This window comes from Flavobacterium sp. FlaQc-48 (genome assembly GCF_044007335.1).
Classification (GTDB): Bacteria; Bacteroidota; Bacteroidia; order Flavobacteriales; family Flavobacteriaceae; genus Flavobacterium.
On record NZ_JBIPCR010000026.1, the window covers coordinates 32,653 to 59,167 of the forward strand.

Below are 26,515 nucleotides of genomic sequence, written 5' to 3' on the forward strand. Positions count from 1 at the left end.
TTACTACCTTTGTAGTAAGAGTTTTTTTATTTTATCTATTATTACAATGCTTGATTACTTAATTGTCGGATCTGGACTAGCAGGGATTTCATTTGCTGAAATTGCACTTCAAAACAATAAATCTATTTTACTGGTAGATAACCAGTCTCAAAATTCATCAAGAATAGCAGGAGGCCTGTATAATCCGGTGATTTTAAAGAGATTTAGTGAAGTTTGGGATGCGCAAGAGCAATTAATCCTGATGAATGAGTTCTATGATCAGGTTGAAGCTAAACTACAGACAAAATTTAATTTTAAACTCCCTATTTTAAGGAAGTTCTTTTCGATAGAAGAGCAGAATAATTGGTTTGCTGCTTCAGACAAGAAAAATTTGGCTCCGTTTTTATCCACAAAAATAATTTCTAAAAAATACAATAGTATAGATTCCCCATACGATTATGGTGAAGTTTTGCATACCGGTTATGTTGATACTGCTTTGTTGTTAGATCGTTACAAGCAATATTTGACAGATAATAATTTATTGTTAGAAGAGTTTTTTGACAGTTGTTTAATTGAGTTTTTTGATTTTGGAATTCAGTATAAAAACATCAAAGCGCGCCATGTTATTTTTGCAGAAGGTTTCGGTTTGCACAAAAATCCGTTTTTCAACTATTTACCATTAGATGGTACAAAGGGAGAATTGTTTATCATAAAAGCTCCCGATCTTGATATGGATGTTATTGTTAATACCAGTGTTTTTATATTGCCTCTGGGTAATAATCTTTTTAAAGTAGGAGCCACTTACAATTGGCAGGATAAAACAGATCTGCCAACTGAAGAAGGAAAACAAGAACTTCTCGAGCGTATAAAAGAGATTATAACCTGTGATTTTGAAATCGTAAAGCATTTTGCGGGAGTCCGGCCAACGGTTAAAGACAGAAGGCCTTTAATAGGGACACATCATGAACGCAAATCACTTCATATTCTTAACGGTTTAGGTACGCGGGGTGTAATGCTTGGGCCTGCAATGGCGCAAGCGCTGTTTGATCTTGTAGAAAATGAAATTCCGCTAAGTCCTGAAGTTAATATTCAGCGATTTCATAAAAAATATTTAAAGACCCTTACTTTTGACCGGCCTTAGGATCATAAGAGACAAACATATTAATATATAAATTTCTGGAAAGTCGCAAAACAAATGGAAACAGTAGAATTAAGGTTACCACTATCGCTATAAAAGATTCTTCTATACTTGCTCCCAAAAAGACAAAAGAAATGATAAATGCCGCGATTCCAACCGCTACATTTAATCCATAACTGACATACATTGCACCATAAAAGAATGAAGGTTCAATTTGATATCTTAATCCGCAGTGGCTGCAATTTTCGTTCATTTTTAGCACCTTAGTCAAGTGAAGAGGATTTCGGTCTGAGTACATGCTTTCTTTTTGGCATCTCGGACAACTTCCTGTTAAAATGCTGTTTAGTTTTGATCCTTGGTTGAACATTCGTATAAGTATTATTTGATGTGATATCGAAGATTTTTTTCTTTTTTCAGGTAACAATCCCTTTTCTTATATTGATGGAATTGTTAATTATAAATCTTACAAAGCAGATGAGATGCAAAGATACTTATTTGTTGTAACTCTTATTCGAAAAAAGTGATAGAGTTTTTAGTGTTCTGGTAGTTTTTTTGCCTGAAATCATCAATTTGTTAATAAATATTTCTGCTTTTACGGAAACCCTCATTTTTACTTAGTATGCTTTTTTGTATCATTGTATAATTTAAAATTTAATAAGATTTATAATAATGGCAATAAATTTACAAAAAGGACAAAAAATTGATATTGGATTGTCCAGAATTTCTGTAGGCCTGGGCTGGGATCCTAATGAAGGAACAGGGCACGAATTTGATCTGGATGCTTCTGCTATAATGATAAATGGTGACCGTAAACTTCTAGGCGAAAAATACTTTGTTTTTTATAATAATTTAACATCTCCTGATGGTGCATTAGAGCATACCGGTGATGATCCGACAGGGGGAAATAGTGACGGTGACGATGACGAAGCAATAAAAGTAGACCTAAGTAAGATTGATACCAATGTACAGGAAATTCTTTTTGTGGTCACTATTGAAGATTTTGAAAGAAGAAGACAAAATTTTGGTCAGGTTAGAAATTCCTATATTAGAATTGTGGATGATGCTAATGGTCAGGAAATTGCTAAATATGAATTAGATGAAGATTTTTCAGTGGAGACTGGAGTTGAATTCGGAAGGTTGTATAAACGTAATGATCAATGGCGATTTGAAGCTTCAGGGATTGGGTATAAAGCAGATTTAGGATTCTTTCTTGAAAAATATTATTCCGGAGAAATAATAAAGTAATACAGCGAAGTAAAAGCCGTATCATTATACACATTAGGAACACTATGTTTCGATATTTAAAAGCATATTTTGAAATTAAATTACAACAAATATCACCATCTTTCCTTTGATTTATGGTTGACGTTAATACGATCTAATCCTGAGTTTAAACAAAAGAGAAATTTATTATTTAAAGATTTCTTTGAAATAAATGCACCAATCGAAAAAGTAACCGAGGTAGTGCGGTATTATGACGTTTTGTGCAATAACATTAACGAAAAAACAGGGTTAAATTTAAGTACGTATGAAATTTATTACCTAATTTTAGGCGCTCTCGAAGTAGATTTAAGTTCAAACGGAGTAGAGAGATTGGCTGAGTTTTATGATCAGACAGAAGCCTTGTTTTTTAATTATAAGCCAGAATTGATTTTTCCGGAGATTAAGCTTCAGTTTGAAGAGATAGTAGAACAGGGAAAGTCAATTAATATATTGAGTAATACAGGGTTCATAAAAGGAAAAAGTTTAAGAAAACTGCTGTCTTATTATGAGTTGACAGATTCTATTTCTTTTCAGATTTATTCTGATGAAGCAGGGTTCTCAAAACCAAATAAAGAAATTTTTCAGTTGGTTTTTGATCAGCTGAATGAATCTAAAAAAGTGTTGAAAAATGAAGTGCTGCATATTGGTGATAACAGTATTGCAGATTATAATGGCGCAGTCAATTTTGGATTTGAAGCGCACCTATTAAAAATTTAAAAGTGAATAAAAGTTATAGCTTACATAAAATTCTTGAAAAAGATAATTGTCCGTTTGAGGAGAAAGAATACAGCCGGTTTAAGTTTGGGGATAAATTCTATGCTGAAAAATTTGCCAAAGATTTATTTGCCGGATTTGTAGATCAGTTTAGGGATTTACTTCTTTCTGATGAAGAGATTGTTATTTTACCAAGTCCGTATTTGTCAATACCAACGGCTTCAAATTTTTTATGCTATTATTTCAAAAAAGAACTAAACAGCTTTTTGTTTAAAAACGGTAAAAAAGCCAGTATCGAGTCCAAGATCTACAGAAATCAGACTTATGTTACCGATTATGGGAATTTAGATTTTAACGAAAGAGTGAATCTTATATCAAATGATACGTATTATATCGATCGCAATTTTATTAACGATAAACTCTGCATTTTTGTAGATGACATTAAAATAACGGGCAGTCATGAACATACGGTAAATAAGATATTGAATCAGTATCATGTAAAGGGAGATTTTATTTTTGTTTACTTCGCTGAACTCGCTAATAAGGACATTCATCCTAAAATTGAAAACCATTATAATTATTTTGATATTAAAAATGTTAAAGACATCATTTCGGTGATCAATAGTGAACATTTTCAATACAATACCAGAATAGTAAAATTCATTTTAAGTTTGAACGAAGAGGAGTTTGGTTTTTTAGTGAGTAATATTTCTTCTAAAAAAAGTGATGAATTATTTCATTTGGCGATAAGCAACAATTATCACCAGATTTTAGAATATAAAACAAATATTAATGTAATAAAAATAGATTAAAACTATGGCTATCAACTTACAAAAAGGACAACGCGAAAATATAAACGCACCAAAATTTACCATTGGTTTAGGATGGGATACCAACAATAGCAGTACAGGATCAGGTTTTGACCTTGATGCTTCGGTTTTTATATTAGGGGACAACAGAAAGATTATATCTGATGCTCATTTTGTTTTTTACAATAACCTTAAATCTCCGGACGATGCCGTTATTCATACAGGGGATAACTTAACCGGAGACGGAGACGGAGACGATGAACAGGTAAAAATTGACCTGACTAAAATAAACCCTGCTGTAAAAGAAATTTGTATTGTAGTAACAATTCATGATGCTGTAACCAGAAAACAAAATTTTGGACAAGTCAGAAACTCATTTATCCGAATTGTAGATGACAGCAATAATACTGAAATGGTTAAATACGAACTGGAAGAAGATTTCTCTATTGAAACTGCAGTTGAATTTGGAAGAATTTACAATAAAGACGGTCAATGGAAATTTGAAGCAATGGGCGTTGGAATGAAAGGCGGATTAGAAGATTATTTAAATAAATACAACTAAAAACATGGCAATTAATTTAGAAAAAGGACAACGTATAAATCTTGAAAAAAGTAACGGTACTAAACTACAAAACATTTGTGTTGGTGTAAACTGGGGTGCAATTCAGAAAAAAGGACTTTTTGGGACCAAAAAAGAAGCGGTAGATTTAGATGCAAGTTGTGCCATTTATGATGATAAAAAAAATCATATTGATTCTGTAAATTTCAGAAAATTAATATCAAATGATCGTGCTATTAAACATAGCGGAGATGATTTAACAGGAGATTTAAATGGAGATGACGGTTTAGACAATGAAGTGATTACTTTAGATTTTTCGCAATTAACGCCGGCAGCAAACCATGTTGCATTTTTTATAAACAGTTTCAGAGGACAGGATTTTAAAGATATCCCTTTTGCTTCTATCCGTATTTACGAAGGAACACCTACAAGAGTTAGCCAGGAATTTGCACGTTTTGATATTGCAAACGATGCAACTTTTGCCGGAAATGTTTCTATGGTTTTAGGAGTGTTTTATAAAAGAAATGACGAATGGAAATTTAGTGCAGTTGGAGTTCCAACCAATGATAAAAAGTTAGAGCAGACTATCGTTACAATTCAACAAAATCATCTATAAACTAAAATGGAAGAAAATCAATTAGTTACTCAGGAAAATACCGCTTTGATTGACAAAGATGGGAATGTGAATTTAACTTCAATCTCAGAAGCGGAAGTAAATAGTTTTAAATCGATTTCAAATCAGTTAAACGAAAATGATGCGAATTCGATCCTAAACTACGGAGCTGAAATTCAGAATTCTATCGCAAAACAAAGTGATACTTTTTTAACCAACGTCAGAACTTACAACTCTGGGGAAGTTGGGACTTTGATTAACGATTTGTTGACAGAATTGAATTATGTAGATGTTGATCAGCTTGATCAGGGCCCCTTTAAAAGATTTTTGTCTAAAGTTCCCTTGCTGAATAAATTAGTAATAGATGTAAAAAAATTATTCCAGCAATACGATAAAATTACGGTTAATATTGATAAAATCAGTAATAAAGTTAAGGCCGGAATGATCAATTCTGCAAAAGATAACAGTGCACTTCAAACGATGTTTGACGGTAATGTTGGTCTTATTAAAGAAATGGAAAAACATATTATTGCAGGTCAGATTCGCTTTAAGGAATTGGGAGAAGAACTGGCCGTAATGGAAGGAAACCCAACACAGTATCAGGATTATCAAATTTCAGATAAAAGAAATTTTATCAATCGTCTGGACAAGCGTCTGGCCGATATGAAAATTGTCCGTTTTATTTTACTGCAGTCTTTAGCGCAGATTCGTGTGGTACAAAACAACAACACTTCTATTGCTGAAAAAGCACAGTCTATCCTGACGACTACAATGCCAGTCTGGAAAAACCAATTGACTCTTGCAGTAGCACTTCAAAGACAAAAACAAAATATTGAAGTTCAAAGAAGGGTATCCGAAACAACCAATACGATCTTGCAGAAAAATGCTGAAATGTTAAAACAAAACAGTATTGAGGTAGCTAAAGAAAATGAAAAAACGGTAGTGTCTTTAGAAACTTTAAAAATGACTACAAAATCATTAATAGATACTTTAACCGAAGTAAAACAAATTCACGATCAGGGAGCAGAAACAAGAAGACAGCTGGATGCCGGATTGCAAAGCCTTGAAACAGAATTAAGAAAAGGAGTGGTAAGCTAATAGAATAAGGAAGGAATAAATTGAATGCAAGAGGAAGAGGAAAGGTACGTTCAAATAATAAAAGATAGTAACAGAAAACTTGTGGTTTTAAAATTGTTGTCCAATTTTTTTAACCACAAGGACTTTGTTGGCGTTTTGGTAAGAACAAAAGTAATTCATTCTCTTTTTCAGAAGAACCAGACATTAGACATTAATAAACTGGAATTGTTCCATATTCAGTTTACAAATAGTCTGATTGATTTGTTTCAAAAGATTAAAAAGTCTAAAGAACAGCAGTACAATCTCGTTTCAGATGAAATATATATCAATAGTGATATCATATCGAAACTGAAGTTTGAAATTGGAGAAGAAAAATTCTCTGAACAAACAAGGGACCATGCCCAAAAGATGGCAAAGAAAATTGAACAACTGTATCAGATTTTTGCATCAGATAATAATAGTTTTTTTGACTGGCACGATATCATAGCCTTCTCTGATGGAATTAAATCAGAATATTACAGGGAGATTAGTATTGATCAATATGAAAAGCTAACCTCGGGCGATAAAAAAAATTATGAAAACAAGTATGCTAAGTTTGAAAAAAAGCTTTTAGGCCGACTTAACATACTCAATTTTAAGATTAAATTTTTATGTGGTTTAGTCTGTAATAATGAAATCATTGAAGTTTACGAATTTAGAGATTCTAACGATAAGTTCATTTTTGTTGGAAACGAAAAATCTTTTTCTTTCATCGAAAAAGACATGGAAAAAGAAGTAGACTTTTCAAAAAATAATTCTGCAAAAGAAGAAATTATAGCGCAATTGCAGGAGAAAAATACTTTGCTGGAATTAGAGTTAAGCACTATTAAAACGTCTCTTCAGGAAAGTGTACAAGAGGTATTAAAAGATTATTTAAATAAAATATCGTCGGTCGACTTTTTAGAAGATTTACAAAATGTCGACGAGCAAACGAATATTTTAAAAACAATGTTAAATATTAATATAAAGTAAAAGATAAATAAAATGGCAATTAATTTAGAAAAAGGTCAAAGACAAAGTATTGATGCACCAAAATTTACTGTAGGACTGGGTTGGGACAGTAATTCAAGTAGTACAGGAGAAGGATTTGATTTAGATGCTTCGGTTTTTTTAGTTGGGGCTAATGGAAAAATTCCAAATGATAACCATTTTGTTTACTACAATAATCTAAAATCGCCTGATGGATCCGTAATTCATACAGGAGATAATTTAACAGGTGCAGGAGATGGAGATGATGAAAAGATTCAAATTGATTTGTCTACCATATCTCCGGACGTTAGTGAAATCTCATTTGTTGTAACGATTCATCATGCTGATACAAGAAGACAGAACTTTGGACAAATCAGAAATTCATACATCAGAATTCTTGATCAAACCAATACTGAATTAGTGAAATACGAACTTGATGAAGATTTTTCTATTGAAACAGCAGTTGAGTTTGGAAGAATTTACAAAAGAAATAACGAATGGAAATTTGAGGCTGTTGGTATCGGAATGAAAGGCGGCTTACAGGATTATTTAAATAAATTTAATTAATTATAAACATTAGTAACTAACCATGGCAATTAACTTAACCAAAGGACAAAAAATTGATTTAAGAAAATCAAGCGGTGAAACATTAACTAATTTCTGCGTTGGTGTAAACTGGGGAGCAATTGAAAAAAAAGGATTTTTAGGATTATCAAAAAATGTAATTGATATTGACTTAGATTTAAGTTGTATATTAATTGATGATCAGAATAAACTTTGTGATCATCTATATTCTCCTTTATACAGAGTAGAAGTGTTACAACAATTTGGTTTGCCAAAAGGTAAATTATTGAGTGTTGACGGTGCTTTAAAACACACTGGTGATGACCTTGCGGGTGATACAGGTGGAGATGATGGTCTGGATAATGAAATTATTACTGTCGACCTTTCTAAAGTGGATGCCAAAGTGACTCAGATATTTTTCTTTTTAAATAATGCAGGAAAAGAAGATTTCTCTCAAATTCCTTATGCCAAAATCAGAATGTATGAAGGGACTCCGACAAGAGTAGTTTCAGAATTTGCTTCGTACAATGTATCTGCAGATGCACAATACGTAAACAAACGTTCCATCATTATGGGAAAACTATACAAACGCAATGGAGAATGGAAATTCAGTGCAATTGGTGACCCAACAGATGATACATTCTTAGGACAGACTATTCATAAAATAGTGCAGTCTTACCTGTAATGGAAATCAGGAATATAGAAGGGCTAAGAGTTTCGCAGGTGCGGGACCTGGTTTATCAGGGAGGTAAATTTGTGGTGTTTCCATACACTGTTTCATTCGTATTAATGACCTTAAAGAGAAGCTCAGATATTTATTTTATCAGACCAGATGAAAATACATTTAAGTATTCTTATGGTTATGTGTTTCTTAATTTAATTGTTGGCTGGTGGGGATTTCCGTGGGGACCTATTTACACCATAGGTTCAGCCTATCATCACGTAGTGGGTGGTAAAGATTTGACTCAGGCTGTTATGAGCCATTTAACGCAACATGATCCTGAGGCCAATACAAATACATATAATATCAATGGTATTGAAAGTTCTAATCAGGATAACAATACTACTGAAACACCAACTTACAATATTCCTGTATAAATAAAGTATAACCATGAGAAGACTGCCTGTATATTTAGTATTAGACACATCCGGATCAATGACCGGTGAGCCTATCGAAGCTGTGAAAAATGGCGTTCAAATGATGATTAGTTCGTTAAGACAAAATCCGCAAGCCATTGAAACAGCCTTTTTAAGCATCATTACCTTCGATACGACAGCGCAGCAAATTATTCCGTTAACCGATTTGGCTTCTTTTCAAATGGTCGATCTTAAAGCAACCGGAGTAACCGCTCTTGGAGATGCATTGAAACTAGTAGCCCAAAAGATAGAAACTGAAGTTGCCAAAACAACAACAGAGCAAAAAGGAGACTGGAAACCATTGGTTTTTATTATGACTGACGGAATTCCGACAGATAATTGGGAAAGTGGTCTTAATGAATTTAAAAAAGCAAAAGTAGCTTTTACAGTTGCCTGTGCTGCAGGTGGTGGAGCAGACACCGCTATTTTAAAAAGAATAACAGATAATGTAGTAAGTCTTGATACCGCCGATAGTTCCAGTATTGGAAAGTTTTTTCAATGGGTAACAGCTTCTATTGGAGTAACATCAACAAAAGTAGAAGACTTTGGTAAAGAATTTACAAATTTAAAAGAATTACCTCCGCCGCCATCTGAACTAAACATAGTCGTTTAAATTTCAGCTGGGCGGAGTTTATAATACCATTTTAATTCAATAAATTTTTTTGTATTGCATCTTTTTTAGAAAAGCTGTACCAATCAGGTATGCCTGTGAATTTCTAAAACTAATTTTTAAAGTTCAGTAATTCCATTTATTAAAATCATTTTTAAAGTTATGAGAAGACTACCCGTTTATTTTTTATTAGATACATCAGGTTCCATGTATGGAGAGCCAATCCAGGCCTTGAATAATGCTTTAAGCGGAATGATTAATACCTTGCGTTCAGATGCTCAGGCGCTGGATTCCCTTTGGATTAGTATTATAACCTATGATCGTGAAGTAAAAGAAATAGTGCCTTTAACAGAATTGGTTCACTTTCAGCTTCCTGAAATTACCTGTCCGCAAAGTGGCCCAACAAATACCGGAGCCGGTTTGGATTTTGTGATTCAAAAAGTTAAGAAAGATGTTATAAAAGGTTCCGCAACTCAAAAAGGAGACTGGAAACCTTTACTTTTTGTTTTTACAGATGGAAAACCTTCTGATATTCAGTTTTACAGAGAGAAAACCAGAGAGATACGAGACCTGAGTTTTGGCGCTGTTGTAGGTTGTGCAGCAGGACACATGGCAAATGATGATATTTTAAAAGAATTGACCGACAATGTTGTGCATTTAGCATCAGCTGATAGCTCCACATTGAAACAATTTTTTAAATGGGTTTCTGAAACGATCGAACAAGGAAATAAAAGCCAGGGAACAGGAGAAAGTGTGATGTTGCCGCCTCCGCCCAGCGAAATAACAGTTGTAATATAATCTATAAAAAATGCTTGATAATATAATTACATTTTCAGAGATACTGATTAAAGTAGCCAAAGCAGCAGATGAAGCCTATTACGAAGGAAAAGAAGGTGAGTTTGCGGCAATGGAACTTACTACAGAGCAAAAATTAGAAGGTATGAGTATTGATAATCTGACGATATGTTATGAAACAACCGGAATAGATAACTTCCTAATAAAAAATGTAGAACAGACTTTAAAACAAAACTATCTTAAGAAAGATTTTGATATTAAGGATGTGATAGTGCGTAAAAATTGTGCCTACATTAAAATAATGCATGATATTCCATTTAACGGAAGAAACAAATGCTACGGAACGTCATTCTCTATTAATTTTATGGAAGTAAATAATGGAGTCTCTGTATATGGTTACGCCACTAAAAATGCTAAAGAGAAACAAGTATTTAAAGAAATTGCAAACGAATTAATAAAAGCAGTTTCATAATGCATCTTATAAAAATTTTTATTCAGATTTTAATTGTTGGTCTGTTTTTGTATTCGAAATTATTACCATACAAAGACAAGTTAAATCCTCAATACCGGAATATTTTTGATTTTTTCAATAGTATTTTTTCGCCCGTATTCAATTTCCTGAAAACAATGATAAAACCCTTTCAGGTTGGTGTAGGTTTAGCGGTTGATATGACGCAGATTGTACTTTTAATTATTTTTTTAATGTTATTAAATTTCCTTTAAAATGAGAAGATTACCCATATACTTTCTAATCGATATTTCGGAATCAATGGTTGGAGAACCTATTCAGCAGGTTGAAGAAGGACTGGCTACCATTATTCAGGCATTAAAAACAGATCCGCATGCTCTGGAAACTGTTTTTGTTTCCATTATAGTATTTGCCGGTCAGCCTAAAACATTAGTGCCTTTGCAGGAAATCGTGAGTTTTTATCCGCCAAAATTTCCAATTGGCAGCGGTACTTCTTTAAGCAAAGGTTTAGGACATTTAATGTATGAATTAAGAACTAATATTGTTAAAACCACTTACGAGGTAAAAGGCGACTGGAAACCTATCGTATTCTTATTTACAGACGGAGTACCTACAGATGACAGTCAGGCAGCCATAAACGAATGGAAACAAAACTGGCAAAGAACAGCCAATTTAATTGCGGTCTCTTTTGGGAGCGAAACCGATACAAAATTATTAGGCGAACTTACAGAGAATGTACTTCACTTTAAAAATACCAATGTACAATCGTACAAAGAGTTTTTTAAATGGGTAACAGATTCCATAAAAACAAGCAGCATAAGTGTCGAAAATAATTCGAGTGGTTTTGAACTGGCGAAATTAGATGGGGAAACACTTTCAAAAATAGATTTAACCAAGGAAACCCCAAATCGTCAATATGTCGACGACAATTTTGTGGTTTTAAACGGAAAATGTCAGAATACAAAAAGACCGTATTTAATGAAATACCGCAAAACCATTGCGGAATCTATTTATGCCGGAATTGAATTATCGTCTAAAAATTACAAATTAGTAGGTGCCTATCAGGTTGATAATGCTTATTTTGAGCTGGCAGATTCAGGAAACTTCAATAACAAAGTAAATACAGATGAACTTATCGGTGGGCCAACTTGTCCGTGTTGTGGCAATCAGATTGCTTTTGCAGTTTGTGTTTGCGGTAAAATACATTGTATTGGCGATGAAGATATAAGTACCTGTCCGTGGTGTAACAATCAGGGAAGTTACGGTTGTAGTGGTGAAGGAGGATTTGATGTAAACAGAACGCAAGGATAATTTCATGGAGGAAACCAAAAGATATATTCAGTCTTTTTTATCCCAAAAGAAAATTGATATTTCTTCGGATAAAGCCGCTCTGTTTGCTGCATTTGCATCCAGTGAGAAAAATGTTAATGCAGTAAAAATAATTCAGGAAAACCAAAAAATGATTATGCAGAATTGGATATTGAAAAACAGAATTGACGATATTTTGACACAAACGGTCTCAATACCAAACGGCACAGTAAATAAAAAATATCAGGCAAAGATTGATTTCAATACTTTGGGCTGGAATGATATTATCTCCTTTGAAATTAAAGGTTTAGAAAATACAGGTCTTGAATTTAATCAGAATGATGAATTAATTGGAATCCCTGAAATAAGCGGAGATTTAAAAATAAGAATATTATTTAGAATTGAAGGCGAACCCGAAGATTCAGTTTTAAATGAAAAAATACTAACACTCATTATAAATCCAGATCCAAAATCGTTGTGGAAGAACCTGGAAAGTGACAAAAGTGATCCTTTCTGGAAACCGGATAACGTTGCCGTTTTAGATAAGTTCCTGGATAAAAATATTGTAATAGCTTCTAAAAGGGGAAGAAGTCATGCCAACGCAGGCTCTTTTAGAGAAGATGATTTTGCATTTAAAAATCTAAAACAAATTGGATGGAGTGTTTTAGCTGTTTCAGATGGTGCAGGTTCTGCAAAATTATCGAGAAAAGGTTCAGATTTAGCCTGTAATTCTGTTGTTCAATATTTTGAAGAAAATTTAAATGCTGAAATTTTAAAGGAATTTGATCAGGTTTTAGCAGAACATCACCAAAAAGTAACCGATGAAACATCAAAAAAAATAAGTCACTTTGTATATCAAAACCTTTCTAAAGCAGCACATTTTGCACACCAGAAAATAGAAGAATTTGCGATAAAGAGCGAAACAGAGCTAAAAAATTTTCATGCGACTTTAATTTTTGCTTTGGTTAAGAAATATGATTTTGGTTATGCCATTTTAACGTTCGGAATCGGCGATTGTCCCATTGGACTATTAAATAAAGAGCTCACCGAAATCAAATTAATGAACTGGCTTGATGTTGGTGATTTTGGCGGCGGAACACGTTTTATTACCATGCCGGAAATTTTTCAAAGTGATAAATTTTCAACACGATTTGGTTTTAAACTGGTTGATGATTTCTCTTATTTAATGCTGATGACAGACGGAATTTATGATCCTAAATTTGTCGTTGAAGCCAATTTGGAAAAAATAGAAAAATGGAATGAATTTCTCGAAGATTTAAAAGGGAAAAATGATGATGGAATTAAAGTTGATTTTGATAAAGAAAATACTGAAATTGCACAGCAGCTTTCGAACTGGATGGATTTTTGGAGTCCGGGAAATCACGATGACAGAACCCTTGCTATAATTTATTAAGTATGAGTACGATTACAGTAAAATCAATTAATGACACCGCAAAGTCCTATCAATTTGTTGATAATGGCGAGCCTATGCGCGGTGGTGTAAAGGATGTTTATTTTAGTCCGGACAGAAAATATGTTGTAGCTATTTTTAGGGATAAATTAGATTTCAATCAAAAAGAAAGGTTACAAAGAATCACCAATAAATATTTAACCCAGATTCAAAATGGAGATGCGGGGGATTATTATCTGAACGAAGTGTACCGATGGCCAACAGATGTTATCGAGCATAAAGGGTTAACGGGAATCATCGTCCCGATTTATGATGCTAAATTTTTCTTTAAAAAAGGATACGAAACCAGTGATTTAATTCAGGGAAAAGAAAAGAACGGAAAATGGTTTGCAGGTTCAAAATTTAGAAACCCACATTTTCCGCTTCGTGTTGCCAAATCAGAATTGGGCGATTGGCTGAGTTATTTTCAGGTTTGTGTTAATTTAACCCGAGGTGTAAAAAAGATGCATGCCATGGGATTGGCGCATTCTGATTTGTCGTACAATAATGTTCTAATAGATCCGGTCAGTAAATCAGCCTGTATGATCGACTTGGACGGGTTAGTGGTTCCGGGTTTATTTCCGGCCGAAGTAATAGGAACAGCGGAGTTTATCGCTCCGGAAGTTCTTTCGACCAAACACCTGAACAAAACAGACCCGAATAGAAAGTTGCCAAGCAGATTAACCGATCTGCACGCTTTACCGGTTTTAATTTATATGTTTTTACTGCACAGGCATCCGTTAAAAGGAGGAAAGGTACACGATCTTGATACTGAAAAAGATGATTTGTTATCTATGGGTGAAAAAGCCATGTTTATCGAACATCCGGCAGATCCAACAAACAGACCCAAACTCAATCAGGTTTCGAAATGGGATTTACCCTGGGCAGATATTACAAAGTTACCCTACACGATTACCGGGCCTTATTTAAAAACCCTGTTCGATAAAGTTTTCATAGATGGGTTACACAATCCGATGCAAAGACCAAATGCCGAAGAATGGGAGATTGCATTGCTCAAAACAACCGATTTAATGCAAAAATGCCATAATGTTTCCTGCGAACAAAAATGGTATGTTTTTGATAACACCAATACACCAAGATGCCCGTTTTGCAATACGGCGCACAAAGGTACACTTCCGGTTTTAGACCTGTATTATCAGTTTCAGGAAACCGTCTGGAAACCTGAAAATCACAGATTGATGGTTTATAATGATCAATACTTGTTTCAATGGCACGTTAATCGTAATATTGCCAGAAATGAAAAGCTTACGGCAGAACAAAAAGTGCCGGTTGGTTATTTTACATTTTACAATGATAAGTGGGTGTTTGTCAATCAAAAACTAACCTCATTAAAAGATGTTACCGAAGACAAAGAAATTCCTGTCGGGACAATGCTGGAGCTTACAGATGGTAAAAAAATATTGCTTTCGAAAGAAGAAGGAGGCAGAGTTATAGTGGTTACAATGGCCAATAAATAATTTAAAATTTAACCTAATTAATATTTAAAAATGAATCAACACCCTATTTTTTCAGAACATCCAGGATTAATAATAGTATTTGCGGTCGCTGTAGTGATCATGTTATTATTAGATTTGGGAATTTTCAACAAGAAAAGTCATGTCGTGACCAATAAAGAAGCAGTGACCTGGTCATTAGTCTGGATAAGTTTAGCAATGATCTTTAGTGGTTTGATCTATCACTTTGCAGGGGCTGCCAAATTTTATGAGTTCCAGTCTGCATACTGGATTGAGAAAGCACTTTCTGTAGATAACCTTTTCGTATTCATATTAGTTTTTAAATTCTTTGATGTAGCCAATCAAAACAAGCATAAAGTTTTATTTTGGGGAATTATTGGAGCCTTAGTTTTAAGAGCTATTTTTATATTCTCAGGAGCATTCTTAATTGAATTGACTTACCTGAACAAACTGTTAAGTCTTGCCGGAATAGAAGGTTTCAAATATGATATTAATTTGATCATGACTGCTTTTGGATTATTCCTGGTTTATGCAGGGATCAAATCATGGTCTGCAGGTGACGAAGATGATGACGAAGATTATAACAATACAAGAGGAGCAAGATTAATCAGAAAGTTTTTCAGTGTTAGCGATAAATACGATGGAGATAAATTCTTTACATTCGAAAACGGAAAAAAATTAGCAACGCCACTTTTAGTAGTTGTAGCGGTAATTGAGTTTACAGATTTACTATTCGCAGTAGATTCTATTCCGGCAATTTTTGCTATTTCAAATGATCCGTTTATTCTTTATACTTCTAATATTTTTGCCATCTTAGGTTTAAGAGCTTTATTCTTTTTGTTGGATAATTTCATTCACCTATTCAGCAAATTACAATACGGATTGGCTATTATCCTTTCATTTATTGGGGTTAAAATGATTATTGCTCCATTTTATCATATCGATTCAATCTATTCATTGATCGTTATTGGAGGAATTTTGGTTATATCAGTACTTTGGTCAGTTTTATTACCGGAACCAAAAGAAGCAGAATAAAACAAAAGTTGTAGTACAATAGAAACGGGTGGAGAATCGAAATGATTTTCCATCCGTTTTTTTTATGATTATTGTTGACAGAATTAATAATATCGAAACTCAAAAAAGGGATTTATGGAGTAAAAACCGCCGTATCTATTTGTTTTTAAAACGACCGCCAAAACTTCAATTAATTATCATACTTTTGCACTTTCAAAAAGTAAAGTAAATAATGTACTTAAAACCTTTACTTCCTGTAATAATAGTCAAGAAATTATGCTTAATATACACAATCTTTCGGTTTCTTTTGGGGGAACATATTTATTTGAAGAAGTTACTTTTCGTTTAGGCGCCGGCGACCGTGTAGGTCTTGTGGGCAAAAACGGAGCAGGTAAATCGACAATGCTTAAAATGTTGGCAAGAGATTTTGCTCCTGATTCAGGAGTTATTTCTCAGGAGAAAGACATCCGAATGGGGTTTTTACGTCAGGATATTGATTTTGAACGTGGAAGAACAGTTTTAGAAGAAGCTTATGAAGCCTTTACTGAAATTAAAGTTGTAGAAAAAAAGCTGGCAGATATCAATCATCAGTTGGTGACCAGAACCGATTATGAAAGTGAAGAATATACCCAAATCATCGAAGACTTATCTGAGTATACACATCGTTTTGAGCTTTTAGGAGGTTATAATTATGTTGGGGATACAGAGAAAATTCTTTTAGGATTAGGTTTTAAAAGAGAAGTTTTCAATAACCAAACCGAAACTTTTTCAGGAGGCTGGAGAATGCGTATCGAATTGGCTAAACTATTATTACAGTCAAATGATGTATTGCTTCTGGATGAGCCCACGAATCACCTGGATATTGAGAGTATCATCTGGTTAGAGAGTTTCCTGCGTAATTATCCCGGAGTAGTTGTGATTGTATCACACGATAAAATGTTTTTGGATAATGTGACCAACCGTACAATCGAAATTTCATTAGGAAAAGCATACGATTTCAATAAACCTTATTCTCAATATTTAGAGCTTCGTCATGAAATTCGTGAAAAACAATTGGCAACTCAAAAGAATCAGGCTAAGAAAATTGAAGAAACAGAAAAATTAATCGAGAAATTCCGTGCAAAAGCCTCAAAAGCTTCAATGGCGCAATCGTTGATTAAAAAATTAGATAAAGTAGAAAGAATTGAAGTTGATGAAGATGATAATTCAGTAATGAATATTTCGTTTCCTGTTTCAAAAGAACCGGGAAAAGTAGTAGTCGAAGCTGAGCATGTTACAAAAGCTTACGGAGATAAGGTTATTTTAAAAGATATTGATTTATTGGTAGAACGCGGAAGCAAAATTGCTTTTGTGGGGCAAAATGGCCAGGGAAAATCTACTTTCATTAAAGCAATTGTAAACGAATTCGAATACGAGGGAAACATCAAATTAGGTCACAATGTACAATTGGGGTATTTTGCTCAAAATCAAGCGGAATATCTTGATGGCGAAATCACATTGTTACAAACGATGGAAGATGCTGCAACAGACACCAACCGATCTAAAGTTCGTGATATGCTGGGTTCATTTTTATTCCGTGGCGATGATGTCGAGAAAAAAGTAAAAGTACTTTCAGGAGGTGAGCGTAACCGTTTGGCACTTTGTAAATTGCTATTACAGCCTATTAACGTTTTGTTGATGGATGAGCCTACGAACCACTTAGATATTAAATCCAAGAACGTTCTTAAAGCTGCACTTCAAAAATTTGGAGGTACTTTATTATTGGTTTCTCACGACAGGGATTTTCTTCAGGGAATGTCAAATATCGTGTACGAATTCAAAGATCAAAAAATCAAAGAATATTTAGGGGATATCAATTATTTCTTAGAGCAGCGCAATCTTGAAAACATGCGTGAAGTTGAGAAAAAAGATGTTGCAAAAGCTGCCGCTCCAAAAGAAAGTAATAAAACATCCTACGAAGATCAGAAAAAAGGAAAAGCACTTCAAAACCGTTTGAGTAAAGTCGAAAGTCAAATCAAACAATTAGAAAAAGACATTCAGCACGACGATAAATTGCTGCTTTCTAATTATGACAAACATATCGAAGACGCTTCGTTTTTCACCGCATACAACAAAAAGAAAAAAGATCTGGATCAATTGCTTCTGGACTGGGAAATCGTTCAGGAAGAGATAGATAATTTTAATGCTTAATATTTGATTTAGGAGCTAATCCAGCTTTTCGTTTCAAGTCCTCACAAAAAAACGGCATTTCTAATGTTGCAAAAAGAGCTTCTTTCAGTCGCTTTTTTTCAACAGGAAATGCCATTTTTTTGCTTCGGGCTTTCCTCTTCAATCCGGGCTAAAAAATAAGGTTTTGAGTTTTTTTTTGTTTCAGGTTTAGTTTTTTGACTTTACTTAGAAATTAAATAAGCGGGATTTATGTTTATACGGAACTTCTGGTTCGATGTACTTCGTCTGTTGGCTATAGTTTTAGTCCCGATTCGTTTGAAATAAAAAAATAAGAATAAGAACATGCGAAAACCTCCTTTAAGATCCGCATCATCTGCGTGCCAAAAATGGTACTTTAGAGACATTTTCCCCGAAAATTTATGGAATAAGACCAATAGATTTTGAATGCATAATAGCTTCGCTACTGTCCTTATAGTAACAAACAGAAACTTCCAGGGTTTCCATGTTTTTTAAGATCTTTTTAGTGCTTTCTTTTTGATGTTTGCCGGTTTGCCTGATATAAACGGCTTTTACCGTTACAGGAAATATTTTGCAGATTCGTTCATATAAAATAGGATCATGTTGTGAATCATCGCCCAATAAAACGTATTTAAGATTAGGATAAAACTCTAAAACATGTTTTATTTTATCAAACTTATGGTCATGATTTCCGCGTCCGCTCATAAAAAAATCAGTAACGCCCCTTTTAATATCCTTGAGCAGAATAACAGCCCTTGGTAAATGATGGATTTTGGTAAACTTTACAATAAACCGGTACAGATTCCATTCGCTGCTTGAAACGTAAAAAAAGGCATTTTCTTCTTCTTTATTGTTTCGCCCTGCAGAGCTCAAAGCCTGATAATGCGGTACAACATCTTTAAAAACCTTACGGTCATTGACGTTTTTAAATAAAAGAATGTATATTTTTTTTAAGAAATTTTGAGTGTGCGAGATCAAAAAAGTATCGTCAATATCAGATATGATTCCAAGTTTTCCTTTATGAGGCCTGATAAAACTGCCTTTTGAAGTAATGGTTTCATTTTCGTCTTTTATACTTACCTCGTATTCCATCCATCCAAAGTGTGTTTCTTTTTCAAGCGGAATACAAAACTTAAAATAACCGTCATCTAATGTTTTGGTGTGAATCTCCTGATTGCCGCATTTTAAGTAAATGTCAAAATTTTCGAGTGTCTTTATTCTAAACTGATTGATAATAGAAGTCGCATTTTTAAAGTTTTTCTTCTGAAAATCATAATCATACGTTCTTTTAAAAACATGTCCCATTACAATTAATTCTTCTTCATTGGCATAACCCCGATATAATTGTAAAATTGGTTTCATTAATTGCGTATATTTATAGATGGATGCTGTAAATTAATTATTTTAATTGACTTTAAAAATAAAATTTTGAAAAAGAATATCATATTTGTTGTAAACCCTATTTCAGGAGATCTGGATAAATCAGATTTAATTGAGGCTGTACAGGAGTTTGCAACCACAAATCATTTTGCTTTGGAAGTTTATGAAACTACAGGTAAAAGCGATCAAAAAGCAATACAAACATTGTATAATCAACATAAGCCGGAACGTATTGTTGTTGCCGGTGGAGACGGAACCATAAAAATGGTTGCAGAAGCTGTGGAACAATTTGATGTAATAATAGGTGTTTTGCCTGCAGGTTCTGCAAATGGCTTATCTGTCGACCTGAACTTGCCTGCAACAATTGAAGAGAACCTGAAAATAGCCTTTCTGAATCATTATATCGAAATGGACATGATTTGCATCAACGGCAAGAAAAGCATTCATTTAAGTGATATAGGACTCAATGCAGATTTGGTTAAGAATTACGAACAAAGCGACGTAAGAGGAATCTGGGGTTATGCTTTGCAGGCATTTACCACCTTAAAAGAATCTAACGAACCCTTTGTCGCTACGATTTCTGCCAATAATAAAACGGTCGAACATACCGCACGAATGATTGTAATTGCAAATTCTCAAAAGTACGGAACCGGCGTTGTCATTAATCCGCATGGATTGATGAATGATGGTAAGTTTGAGCTGGTGATCCTGAAAAACCTGGATTTATTATTAATTGGAAAAATCATAACGGGCAATATGCCAATCGATTCTGATGACGTTGTAATTATTTCAACAGATAAAGCCGATATTACAACCGATTATCCGGTAAGTTTTCAAATTGACGGGGAATATTGCGGGGCCCAAAGTAATTTAGAAATACATATTTTGCATAAGCAGATGAAAATTGCTGTTCCGTAAAATGAAAATGAAATTAGTCAAAGTTTTTGCGATGTCTCCCCGATGGGACTGAAAACATGAATTTTATATTTCTAAACATATTGCACTTTTACGGAGTTGCTTTTAGAATTAGCCCGGAAGGGTGCAATATGTATAAAAAATTACATCACAATAGGGTATAGCTCCAGAGAAGCGATATTGATTTTAATTATTGGTCAGAGTTATTATTTAAATGGATTACGTTCCTGCCAATCTGTTTTTGGTTCCAGATAATTAAAGAAACGGGCAATATTATGATTGATCAAAGCATTGCTGTGGGTAATTAAACCGTACATTTTTACAGGTTTTGCTCCAACAGAACTTTTGATTTCAAGAGCAGTTCTGGCAAAAACAATTTCGGTAAAACCCTGATTGATCGAGTAGGCAATCATGTCGTACAACATGTTGAGGTATAACATTTTCTCGCGTTGGATTGTTTCGTCGTAACCCAGAAAATAGGTGTCCATTACATTTCCGTTTTTAATCAGCGTATTAAATCCAATTAGTTTTTCATCTAAAAAATATCCATAAAAAAGAAAGTCATCTTTCATGATTTCTTTAAAAAAACTAAAATGATTTCTGGCCAGGAAAAAAGTGTTAAACGGCGCATTTTTAGCCACATGAAAATATAAATCATAAATAACATCTTCGTACTGCTTAATATCAGACAAAGACATTTTTTGTTTTTCGATTCCGTCAGATTTTTTTCGGGCACGCTTGTACTGATCCCGGTATTTTTTTGATAAAGCATCAATATAATCCTGTTCAGATTTCCAGTTTTCATTGATTTCAAAAATCATATTGGGTTGGGTCGAGAACGTATAATTGTTTTTGAACTCAGCCTGCAAAGGTTCAATTTCTTTTGCAGTAAAATCTTTTATGCTGGTAATGTGAACCTTTTTCCCCATCGCTTTCAAATCTTTTTTAAGCTGGTTAATGGCTTTATGAAGTGTTTTGATGGCTTTTGAATCCTTTATATTTTCATCAAAAGCAAAGGCATTTTGTCCCGTAAGCATATTGTTGCCAATAAACAATACGTGTGAAGCAAAGTTTTTAAGCGCAAAATTACGAACAGAAGTTTTTAAGCACTGGTCGCGTTCGCCAAAAGATTCCAGTTTTTCGGCAAATAAAAATTGTGTTAAAACAATCCCGACAAGTTTTTCTTCGCTAAAAATTCCAATAAAATGACAAACCATATTTACGGGAGAAGAATTCTCCAGTACTTCCAGGTATTCACGCGTCAAAAAAATGTTATTTACAGCCAGTGAGTTCCATTCTAAAGGTAGTAATGATGCGCTGTTGTAAATTTGAAAAGAATATGTTGTAGTCAAGAGTGTGAGCTAATTTTTTCAAAATTAGATAATATTTGCAAGAACTTGGTTCCTTTAAGTTATTATTAAGAAAAACCCGTTTGCGTTTCTATTTCAAACGGGTTTAATAGTGATAATTTATGCAAATGCACAGATGATGCCGCCCATTAAAGTGAGTGAAAGCGCCCAGAAACCCGCATGAACAAAAATATATTTCCACGACTTTCTTTCAAATAATCCGTTAATGCCGATGACTGGAAGTGCAAAAAATAAACCCGACATAAAACCATGAAGTGCGCCATGTTTAAAAGTGCGGTAATGGGTTCCGTAATCAGCCATAAAAGCATGAAAAGAGGGTTTTGCGCTGGCAATTAAAGGAGGGCCGCCAACCATGCCCACTGCACCGGATTGATGAATAGTAAGCCACATTAAGGTCATTGCAATCATAACAGAGAAAAGGTAAGTAAACCCAAATATTTTGAGCATGTTGCCTTTTCTAAGATCATCTTGTGTAAAATTATTTTCTTTCATCCAGACTGTTCCAAAAACTTTTGGATGATACCAGACAAAGCCTACCGCCAAAGTTACAATGGCAGCAACGAGGAATGTAAAATAGTTAATTTGCATAATATTAGGTTTTTATAATTAGTTGTCTCAAAATTAATCAAAAAAGAATAATGTTTCTCTTGTTTTAAAAAGTAGTAAAAATAATACGTTTCAGGTATTTATCAACACTTTATCGACACAACGTGCATTATATGGAGTAATTATCTAATTTTAGCCAGATACAACGTAGTTACTAAATTTTATGAAAAGCCTCCTGACTCTTTTTTTAGCACTGGGTTTTTCTCTTAATATTTTTGCAGATATTGTTTCAGATCAGGAGAAAGACGCGCTAATACAATTAAACCATGCGACCAATGGAACACAATGGAAAATAAAATGGGATCTGTCGCTTTCGATAGCAACCTGGTACGGGGTCCAGATTGAAAATGGTAAAGTCATTGCGCTCAATTTAGCAGATAATAACCTGCAAGGAGAATTACCGGCCGATTTTTTTAGTTTGACTCGTTTAGTGAAGCTGGATTTGCATAAAAACAAGTTACAGGGCCAATTGCCTAAAGCTATTTATAATTTAAAAGAACTTCGGTTTTTAGATTTTTCTTCTAATAAATTCTCCGGCGAATTGCCATCAGAAATGGATAAATTAGGTAAGCTTGAGGTACTTTCGTTATTTAATAATGAAATTGAAGGGCATTTGCCTGATTCCCTGTATAAGATTAGGACTATGCGTGTTTTGCTTTTAAATAACAATAAATTATCAGGTACTCTGAGTAAAGAAATACTAAACTTTGATGTATTGGAGAACCTGAGTTTGTTTGGTAATAATTTTGAAGGTGAAATTCCAACTGAGATAGAACAACTACATCATTTGTCAGAATTAAATCTTTCGTACAATAAATTTAGCGGAAGTGTTGCTAAAAACTTAATCTTACTGGACTCATTAAATATGACTATGCTGAATGAAAAAGGAGCTCCTTTTTTATTAGAGGAGAAGACAGAAAAAGAAACGACAAGTGTTGCCCCAAATTAACCGTGCTTATGAATGAATTTTACAATCATTGAAAAAGTTAATTAAATATATTTAGTGAATGCTTTAAAAACCGTAATTCATTAGGGTTTTTTTACGTCCTGATTTTGTCATTTTTCCCAATAAAAAAAATAATATACAATTAAGATTGTATTTTTTAAGAATTTGCTTTTTTTTCATAACTTTAATTCATCAATTTGCATTGTGAAATTAAATCATAAAAATATTCTAACCTTTAATAATAAAATTATGGTAGTACAGTATCAGAGTGAACAACACGGAAAATCGACAACATTTACAATAAGAATTATAGGGAACAATTTGTCTAAAAGCAGTTCGAATTATCAAATTGATTTATTGGCAGGAGATAAGCCATTGCCACTATTTACAACCTCAATTCATCAAAGTTTATCAAATTGTCTAAAAGAGATTTATTTGTTTAGAAAACATAACGGAATCAAATTCAATGCTGCTACAGAAAAGGTAGCGCCACTTTTAGTGCCTTATGATTTGGTGTTATACAATTACAATAAAGGAGCTTTGTTTATGGCTTAAACTTATTAGTTTGATTAAAACAAAAAAGACTGTTCAATTGAGCAGTCTTTTTTATTGCATATTTTATAGGTTTGATTTCATATCGAACGGAAATATCGACAAAATAGTTTATCAAAGTATTGCTTGAATCTATCTTTAGACTAAACTTATCAAATTCTTTATGTAACAGATCATTTTAATACTTCTCTGCTTTCTATTAATTTTCGCAGAAATCGAATCTCATCTTTTAATGTTTCTATATATTCTTTATTTATTTCAAGATTTTCAGAATGCTTTTCATCTTTTACTTTTAAAATACTTTCGTCTATTAAATCAGAAACAGAGGTATTTAATATTTTAGCAATATTAATTAATCGATTAATACTAATTTGTGCACCTTCCTTTTCTAATCTTGCATAGGATGGCTGAGTTAAACCCAGTTCAGTTGCCATGTTTTCCTGAGAAAAACCTTTTTCGATTCTTATTCTTTTAATTCTGATCCCAATTTTATTCATATTTTCTATAAAAATAGGTGTGAATATAATAAATTACTTATAAATTAAGAATAGTTCTGTTTATTTTTTTTTATAATATTGGGCTAAATATCTTACGAACGAATAAATTCAAGATAAATCAAGTGCACGTGATTTATAGATTGAATAAATAAGATTAGTCAGATGTTTTATAATTACAAAAAAACCTAATATTAAAATTATTATGAAAAAATTAAATTTAAAGAAAAAGGTTATCACTGTTTTGACAGATCGCGAAATGCAGTCTATCAATGGTGGAGCTGGTACGACATCTTATTCAGGATGTTCCGGATTTGCATGTTGTAGCCAAAAACCATGCGTTCCCGCATCCGAAGGAGCTGGTGTTACCTGTTTAATGAATGATGCTTGTAATCCTCCGGTACTTGTTGAAGAGCCAGTTCCGTTTCCAGGTGGAGATACAGGATTAAAACCATTTCCAGGATTATAGTATAACAAAAAACTAATTTAAAAATCATTATGAAAAAATTAAATTTAAAGAAAAAAGTTATTACTGTCTTAACAGATAGTCAAATGCAGTCTATCAACGGAGGAGCAGGTACAACGTCATATTCAGGTTGTTCCGGATTTGCATGCTGCAGTCAGAAACCGTGTGTTCCTGCATCTGAGGGAGCCGGAATTACTTGTTTAATGAATAGCGATTGTGGACCTATTGAAATTCCGCCATTTATTGGGGCAGATCCGGTAGTTCCACCACGTGTTCCCAGAGACATTTAAAAAAAGTACAATCAACAACTAGGTCGATTAATTTCGGCCTTTTTATCTAATTTATGGAATTAAAAAAAAGAGTTGAAAAGGAGCTTAATGAAATTCTAATCTTTATACAGGATTGGGACAATTTGAATGCTTCAAGAAATGCGGATCATTTAGGTTTATTTTCAGGATTAACAGGCATTCTTATGGTGCTGTTGGACTGCCATATAAGTAATCCTGATTTAGTAAGTAAAGATAAAATTATAGATTATCTATTAAAAACTTTTGACATTATAGACAAGAACAGTATAATAATGTCTACTTACTGTGATGGGATAGCAGGATATGGCTTCTTTTTAATGAAATTAAACCAAAGTAATACACTCGAACAAGACAATGATGATGACAATGAAATCAGAACACAAATTGATGAAATCTTAACTCAGACAGATGAGGTTTTAGAGGAGCAAATAGGCATTTTTATATCACATGATAATTGTGATATGCTACATGGTTTGGTAGGTTTAGGCATTTATTTTTTAGAGCGAAATAATTTTGAACAGGTGAATAGAATAATTACTTATTTAAAAGAGACTAGTTTTAGAAAAGGAAATCAGGTCTATTGGAAAAAATATGATAAATACAGAAACTATACAACTGTAATTGATATGGGGACTGCGCATGGTAATGCATCAATCATGTTTTTCTTATCAAAGGCAATTTCAAAACAAGCAACTGACCAAAATGTTACGGAGCTAATAAAAGGAAATATTCATTTTTATCTTCAAAATGAACAAATCTTCGATGAAGATATAAATACTTTTTTCCCAACTTTTATAAAGGCCGAAGATTTTGATCAAAATATTTTAAAAAAAGAAAATTCAAGATTAGCATGGTGCTATGGAGATCTTGGAGCATTGTATACCATGTTGATCACGGCTGTTCAGGTTGATGATGCTGAACTCTATACTATTATTGTGAGTAAATTAAGGCACGTTGCAAAACGCAAATTTGAAACAGAGGGGTTTACTATTGATGCTGGATTTTGTCATGGAACAAGTGGAATTTCAATGATTTTTGAAAACATCTATGATATTACCGGAGAAAAAGAATTCTCTGAAGCGGCTCATTATTGGATTGAAGAAACGTTAAAACATAAGTATAGTTCTGAAATAAGAATAGAAAAAATAGGATACAGCTTTTTAATAAAAGATACTGAAAATGAGCAAAATTTTTCTTTGTTAGAAGGATTAACAGGAGTGCTGTGCAGTTATAAACACTTTTTATTCAAAAATTCCTTAACTCAGGAATCTTTATTATTAAAATTTTAAATATGCAAAAAAGATATTTC

30 protein-coding genes are annotated in these 26,515 nt (G+C 33.3%); 25 read left to right on the forward strand and 5 right to left on the reverse strand.

The genetic code is table 11. The features are described 5' to 3' along the window. Positions 1-46 precede the first annotated feature (46 nt). Complete coding sequence (locus ACHRWY_RS25920) at positions 47-1,120, forward strand: NAD(P)/FAD-dependent oxidoreductase (protein ID WP_395358622.1); 1,074 nt, start codon at positions 47-49, stop codon at positions 1,118-1,120. Here the strand turns inward: ACHRWY_RS25920 and ACHRWY_RS25925 are convergent. Next, a complete protein-coding gene (locus tag ACHRWY_RS25925) occupies positions 1,101-1,484 on the reverse strand; it encodes a DUF983 domain-containing protein (RefSeq protein WP_395358624.1) in 384 nt (127 codons plus the stop codon). The two genes, ACHRWY_RS25920 and ACHRWY_RS25925, sit on opposite strands and share 20 nt — an antisense overlap. Positions 1,485-1,786: 302 nt before the next feature. On the opposite strand from ACHRWY_RS25925, the gene ACHRWY_RS25930 reads away from it, so the two are divergent. The 18 genes from ACHRWY_RS25930 to ACHRWY_RS26015 all read left to right on the forward strand — a co-directional run bounded on the left by ACHRWY_RS25930 (position 1,787) and on the right by ACHRWY_RS26015 (position 18,172). Continuing rightward, positions 1,787-2,362: a TerD family protein gene (locus ACHRWY_RS25930; RefSeq protein WP_395358626.1), complete on the forward strand. Its 576-nt coding sequence runs from the start codon at positions 1,787-1,789 to the stop codon at positions 2,360-2,362. A gap of 69 nt (positions 2,363-2,431) precedes the next feature. Further along, positions 2,432-3,097: an HAD family hydrolase gene (locus tag ACHRWY_RS25935; RefSeq protein ID WP_395358628.1), complete on the forward strand. Its 666-nt coding sequence runs from the start codon at positions 2,432-2,434 to the stop codon at positions 3,095-3,097. Between the two features lie 2 nt (positions 3,098-3,099). Continuing rightward, entirely contained in the window at positions 3,100-3,906 is an 807-nt protein-coding gene (locus tag ACHRWY_RS25940) for a phosphoribosyltransferase family protein (protein WP_395358630.1), read from the forward strand. 4 nt (positions 3,907-3,910) lie between these two features. Then, positions 3,911-4,465, forward strand: a complete 555-nt coding sequence (locus tag ACHRWY_RS25945) for a TerD family protein (RefSeq protein WP_395358632.1) — start codon at positions 3,911-3,913, stop codon at positions 4,463-4,465. A 4-nt stretch (positions 4,466-4,469) separates the two neighbouring features. Continuing rightward, positions 4,470-5,078 carry a TerD family protein gene (locus ACHRWY_RS25950; RefSeq protein ID WP_395358634.1) on the forward strand — a complete coding sequence of 203 codons (609 nt, stop codon included), beginning with the start codon at positions 4,470-4,472 and terminating at the stop codon, positions 5,076-5,078. A 6-nt stretch (positions 5,079-5,084) separates the two neighbouring features. Then, positions 5,085-6,173 carry a toxic anion resistance protein gene (locus ACHRWY_RS25955; protein ID WP_395358636.1) on the forward strand — a complete coding sequence of 363 codons (1,089 nt, stop codon included), beginning with the start codon at positions 5,085-5,087 and terminating at the stop codon, positions 6,171-6,173. A 24-nt stretch (positions 6,174-6,197) separates the two neighbouring features. Then, positions 6,198-7,163, forward strand: a complete 966-nt coding sequence (locus ACHRWY_RS25960; protein WP_395358638.1) for a hypothetical protein — start codon at positions 6,198-6,200, stop codon at positions 7,161-7,163. A gap of 12 nt (positions 7,164-7,175) precedes the next feature. Continuing rightward, positions 7,176-7,727 carry a TerD family protein gene (locus ACHRWY_RS25965; protein ID WP_395358640.1) on the forward strand — a complete coding sequence of 184 codons (552 nt, stop codon included), beginning with the start codon at positions 7,176-7,178 and terminating at the stop codon, positions 7,725-7,727. 22 nt (positions 7,728-7,749) lie between these two features. Continuing rightward, positions 7,750-8,409: a TerD family protein gene (locus ACHRWY_RS25970; RefSeq protein WP_395358642.1), complete on the forward strand. Its 660-nt coding sequence runs from the start codon at positions 7,750-7,752 to the stop codon at positions 8,407-8,409. Beyond that, positions 8,409-8,822: a hypothetical protein gene (locus ACHRWY_RS25975; protein ID WP_395358644.1), complete on the forward strand. Its 414-nt coding sequence runs from the start codon at positions 8,409-8,411 to the stop codon at positions 8,820-8,822. Before ACHRWY_RS25970 ends, ACHRWY_RS25975 begins: the two co-directional genes overlap by 1 nt. Before the next feature lie 13 nt (positions 8,823-8,835). Further along, a complete protein-coding gene (locus ACHRWY_RS25980) occupies positions 8,836-9,474 on the forward strand; it encodes a VWA domain-containing protein (protein WP_395358646.1) in 639 nt (212 codons plus the stop codon). Between the two features lie 159 nt (positions 9,475-9,633). Continuing rightward, positions 9,634-10,269 (forward strand): VWA domain-containing protein, encoded by a 636-nt coding sequence (locus ACHRWY_RS25985; RefSeq protein WP_395358648.1) that lies wholly within the window; start codon positions 9,634-9,636, stop codon positions 10,267-10,269. A gap of 10 nt (positions 10,270-10,279) precedes the next feature. Beyond that, positions 10,280-10,738 carry a hypothetical protein gene (locus ACHRWY_RS25990; protein WP_395358650.1) on the forward strand — a complete coding sequence of 153 codons (459 nt, stop codon included), beginning with the start codon at positions 10,280-10,282 and terminating at the stop codon, positions 10,736-10,738. A gap of 252 nt (positions 10,739-10,990) precedes the next feature. Beyond that, entirely contained in the window at positions 10,991-12,046 is a 1,056-nt protein-coding gene (locus ACHRWY_RS25995) for a TerY-C metal binding domain-containing protein (protein WP_395358652.1), read from the forward strand. A 4-nt stretch (positions 12,047-12,050) separates the two neighbouring features. Next, positions 12,051-13,457, forward strand: a complete 1,407-nt coding sequence (locus tag ACHRWY_RS26000) for a PP2C family serine/threonine-protein phosphatase (protein WP_395358654.1) — start codon at positions 12,051-12,053, stop codon at positions 13,455-13,457. 2 nt (positions 13,458-13,459) lie between these two features. Beyond that, positions 13,460-14,971: a helix-hairpin-helix domain-containing protein gene (locus ACHRWY_RS26005; protein ID WP_395358656.1), complete on the forward strand. Its 1,512-nt coding sequence runs from the start codon at positions 13,460-13,462 to the stop codon at positions 14,969-14,971. Between the two features lie 30 nt (positions 14,972-15,001). Then, the gene (locus ACHRWY_RS26010) at positions 15,002-16,003 is read left to right on the forward strand and encodes a TerC/Alx family metal homeostasis membrane protein (protein ID WP_395358658.1); all 1,002 of its coding nucleotides are present in this window, start codon (positions 15,002-15,004) and stop codon (positions 16,001-16,003) included. A 255-nt stretch (positions 16,004-16,258) separates the two neighbouring features. Next, entirely contained in the window at positions 16,259-18,172 is a 1,914-nt protein-coding gene (locus ACHRWY_RS26015) for an ABC-F family ATP-binding cassette domain-containing protein (RefSeq protein ID WP_395358660.1), read from the forward strand. A gap of 396 nt (positions 18,173-18,568) precedes the next feature. Here the strand turns inward: ACHRWY_RS26015 and ACHRWY_RS26020 are convergent, their stop codons facing one another. Then, complete coding sequence (locus tag ACHRWY_RS26020) at positions 18,569-19,531, reverse strand: App1 family protein (RefSeq protein ID WP_395358662.1); 963 nt, start codon at positions 19,529-19,531, stop codon at positions 18,569-18,571. Positions 19,532-19,597: 66 nt separating this feature from the next. On the opposite strand from ACHRWY_RS26020, the gene ACHRWY_RS26025 reads away from it, so the two are divergent. Continuing rightward, the gene (locus ACHRWY_RS26025) at positions 19,598-20,467 is read left to right on the forward strand and encodes a diacylglycerol/lipid kinase family protein (protein WP_395358664.1); all 870 of its coding nucleotides are present in this window, start codon (positions 19,598-19,600) and stop codon (positions 20,465-20,467) included. A gap of 203 nt (positions 20,468-20,670) precedes the next feature. Here ACHRWY_RS26025 and ACHRWY_RS26030 read toward each other — a convergent pair whose 3' ends face one another. Both ACHRWY_RS26030 and ACHRWY_RS26035 read right to left on the reverse strand, forming a co-directional pair. Further along, the gene (locus tag ACHRWY_RS26030; RefSeq protein ID WP_395358666.1) at positions 20,671-21,816 is read right to left on the reverse strand and encodes a peptidogalycan biosysnthesis protein; all 1,146 of its coding nucleotides are present in this window, start codon (positions 21,814-21,816) and stop codon (positions 20,671-20,673) included. Between the two features lie 117 nt (positions 21,817-21,933). Continuing rightward, positions 21,934-22,422, reverse strand: a complete 489-nt coding sequence (locus ACHRWY_RS26035; protein WP_395358668.1) for a DUF1761 domain-containing protein — start codon at positions 22,420-22,422, stop codon at positions 21,934-21,936. Between the two features lie 181 nt (positions 22,423-22,603). Here ACHRWY_RS26035 and ACHRWY_RS26040 point away from each other — a divergent pair, with 181 nt between their 5' ends. Both ACHRWY_RS26040 and ACHRWY_RS26045 read left to right on the forward strand, forming a co-directional pair. Then, on the forward strand, positions 22,604-23,389 hold the full coding sequence (locus tag ACHRWY_RS26040; RefSeq protein ID WP_395358670.1) for a Two component regulator three Y domain protein: 786 nt from the start codon (positions 22,604-22,606) through the stop codon (positions 23,387-23,389). A gap of 246 nt (positions 23,390-23,635) precedes the next feature. Then, complete coding sequence (locus ACHRWY_RS26045; RefSeq protein WP_395358672.1) at positions 23,636-23,941, forward strand: hypothetical protein; 306 nt, start codon at positions 23,636-23,638, stop codon at positions 23,939-23,941. A 170-nt stretch (positions 23,942-24,111) separates the two neighbouring features. On the opposite strand, the gene ACHRWY_RS26050 is transcribed toward ACHRWY_RS26045, so the two are convergent. Beyond that, positions 24,112-24,435, reverse strand: a complete 324-nt coding sequence (locus ACHRWY_RS26050) for a helix-turn-helix domain-containing protein (RefSeq protein WP_395358674.1) — start codon at positions 24,433-24,435, stop codon at positions 24,112-24,114. Between the two features lie 202 nt (positions 24,436-24,637). Here ACHRWY_RS26050 and ACHRWY_RS26055 point away from each other — a divergent pair, with 202 nt between their 5' ends. The 3 genes from ACHRWY_RS26055 to ACHRWY_RS26065 are packed head-to-tail and all read left to right on the forward strand — an operon-like array spanning position 24,638 to position 26,495. Next, a complete protein-coding gene (locus ACHRWY_RS26055) occupies positions 24,638-24,901 on the forward strand; it encodes a class I lanthipeptide (protein ID WP_395358676.1) in 264 nt (87 codons plus the stop codon). Between the two features lie 29 nt (positions 24,902-24,930). Continuing rightward, a complete protein-coding gene (locus tag ACHRWY_RS26060; RefSeq protein ID WP_395358678.1) occupies positions 24,931-25,188 on the forward strand; it encodes a class I lanthipeptide in 258 nt (85 codons plus the stop codon). A 53-nt stretch (positions 25,189-25,241) separates the two neighbouring features. Continuing rightward, on the forward strand, positions 25,242-26,495 hold the full coding sequence (locus ACHRWY_RS26065; RefSeq protein ID WP_395358680.1) for a lanthionine synthetase LanC family protein: 1,254 nt from the start codon (positions 25,242-25,244) through the stop codon (positions 26,493-26,495). Positions 26,496-26,515: the final 20 nt, after the last annotated feature.

What these genes read in the sequence shown, in the direction of transcription:
- ACHRWY_RS25930 (WP_395358626.1), top strand. Translation starts at nt 1,787, where the DNA reads ATGGCAATAAATTTACAAAAAGGACAAAAAATTGATATTGGATTGTCC.
- ACHRWY_RS26000 (WP_395358654.1), top strand. Translation starts at nt 12,051, where the DNA reads ATGGAGGAAACCAAAAGATATATTCAGTCTTTTTTATCCCAAAAGAAA.
- ACHRWY_RS25975 (WP_395358644.1), top strand. Translation starts at nt 8,409, where the DNA reads ATGGAAATCAGGAATATAGAAGGGCTAAGAGTTTCGCAGGTGCGGGAC.
- ACHRWY_RS26050 (WP_395358674.1), bottom strand. Translation starts at nt 24,435, where the DNA reads ATGAATAAAATTGGGATCAGAATTAAAAGAATAAGAATCGAAAAAGGT.
- ACHRWY_RS26040 (WP_395358670.1), top strand. Translation starts at nt 22,604, where the DNA reads ATGAAAAGCCTCCTGACTCTTTTTTTAGCACTGGGTTTTTCTCTTAAT.
- ACHRWY_RS25960 (WP_395358638.1), top strand. Translation starts at nt 6,198, where the DNA reads ATGCAAGAGGAAGAGGAAAGGTACGTTCAAATAATAAAAGATAGTAAC.
- ACHRWY_RS25980 (WP_395358646.1), top strand. Translation starts at nt 8,836, where the DNA reads ATGAGAAGACTGCCTGTATATTTAGTATTAGACACATCCGGATCAATG.
- ACHRWY_RS26005 (WP_395358656.1), top strand. Translation starts at nt 13,460, where the DNA reads ATGAGTACGATTACAGTAAAATCAATTAATGACACCGCAAAGTCCTAT.
- ACHRWY_RS25945 (WP_395358632.1), top strand. Translation starts at nt 3,911, where the DNA reads ATGGCTATCAACTTACAAAAAGGACAACGCGAAAATATAAACGCACCA.
- ACHRWY_RS25955 (WP_395358636.1), top strand. Translation starts at nt 5,085, where the DNA reads ATGGAAGAAAATCAATTAGTTACTCAGGAAAATACCGCTTTGATTGAC.
- ACHRWY_RS26020 (WP_395358662.1), bottom strand. Translation starts at nt 19,531, where the DNA reads ATGAAACCAATTTTACAATTATATCGGGGTTATGCCAATGAAGAAGAA.
- ACHRWY_RS26035 (WP_395358668.1), bottom strand. Translation starts at nt 22,422, where the DNA reads ATGCAAATTAACTATTTTACATTCCTCGTTGCTGCCATTGTAACTTTG.
- ACHRWY_RS26010 (WP_395358658.1), top strand. Translation starts at nt 15,002, where the DNA reads ATGAATCAACACCCTATTTTTTCAGAACATCCAGGATTAATAATAGTA.
- ACHRWY_RS25965 (WP_395358640.1), top strand. Translation starts at nt 7,176, where the DNA reads ATGGCAATTAATTTAGAAAAAGGTCAAAGACAAAGTATTGATGCACCA.
- ACHRWY_RS25925 (WP_395358624.1), bottom strand. Translation starts at nt 1,484, where the DNA reads ATGTTCAACCAAGGATCAAAACTAAACAGCATTTTAACAGGAAGTTGT.
- ACHRWY_RS25970 (WP_395358642.1), top strand. Translation starts at nt 7,750, where the DNA reads ATGGCAATTAACTTAACCAAAGGACAAAAAATTGATTTAAGAAAATCA.
- ACHRWY_RS26015 (WP_395358660.1), top strand. Translation starts at nt 16,259, where the DNA reads ATGCTTAATATACACAATCTTTCGGTTTCTTTTGGGGGAACATATTTA.
- ACHRWY_RS26060 (WP_395358678.1), top strand. Translation starts at nt 24,931, where the DNA reads ATGAAAAAATTAAATTTAAAGAAAAAAGTTATTACTGTCTTAACAGAT.
- ACHRWY_RS26055 (WP_395358676.1), top strand. Translation starts at nt 24,638, where the DNA reads ATGAAAAAATTAAATTTAAAGAAAAAGGTTATCACTGTTTTGACAGAT.
- ACHRWY_RS25995 (WP_395358652.1), top strand. Translation starts at nt 10,991, where the DNA reads ATGAGAAGATTACCCATATACTTTCTAATCGATATTTCGGAATCAATG.
- ACHRWY_RS25920 (WP_395358622.1), top strand. Translation starts at nt 47, where the DNA reads ATGCTTGATTACTTAATTGTCGGATCTGGACTAGCAGGGATTTCATTT.
- ACHRWY_RS26065 (WP_395358680.1), top strand. Translation starts at nt 25,242, where the DNA reads ATGGAATTAAAAAAAAGAGTTGAAAAGGAGCTTAATGAAATTCTAATC.
- ACHRWY_RS25985 (WP_395358648.1), top strand. Translation starts at nt 9,634, where the DNA reads ATGAGAAGACTACCCGTTTATTTTTTATTAGATACATCAGGTTCCATG.
- ACHRWY_RS25950 (WP_395358634.1), top strand. Translation starts at nt 4,470, where the DNA reads ATGGCAATTAATTTAGAAAAAGGACAACGTATAAATCTTGAAAAAAGT.
- ACHRWY_RS25990 (WP_395358650.1), top strand. Translation starts at nt 10,280, where the DNA reads ATGCTTGATAATATAATTACATTTTCAGAGATACTGATTAAAGTAGCC.
- ACHRWY_RS26045 (WP_395358672.1), top strand. Translation starts at nt 23,636, where the DNA reads ATGGTAGTACAGTATCAGAGTGAACAACACGGAAAATCGACAACATTT.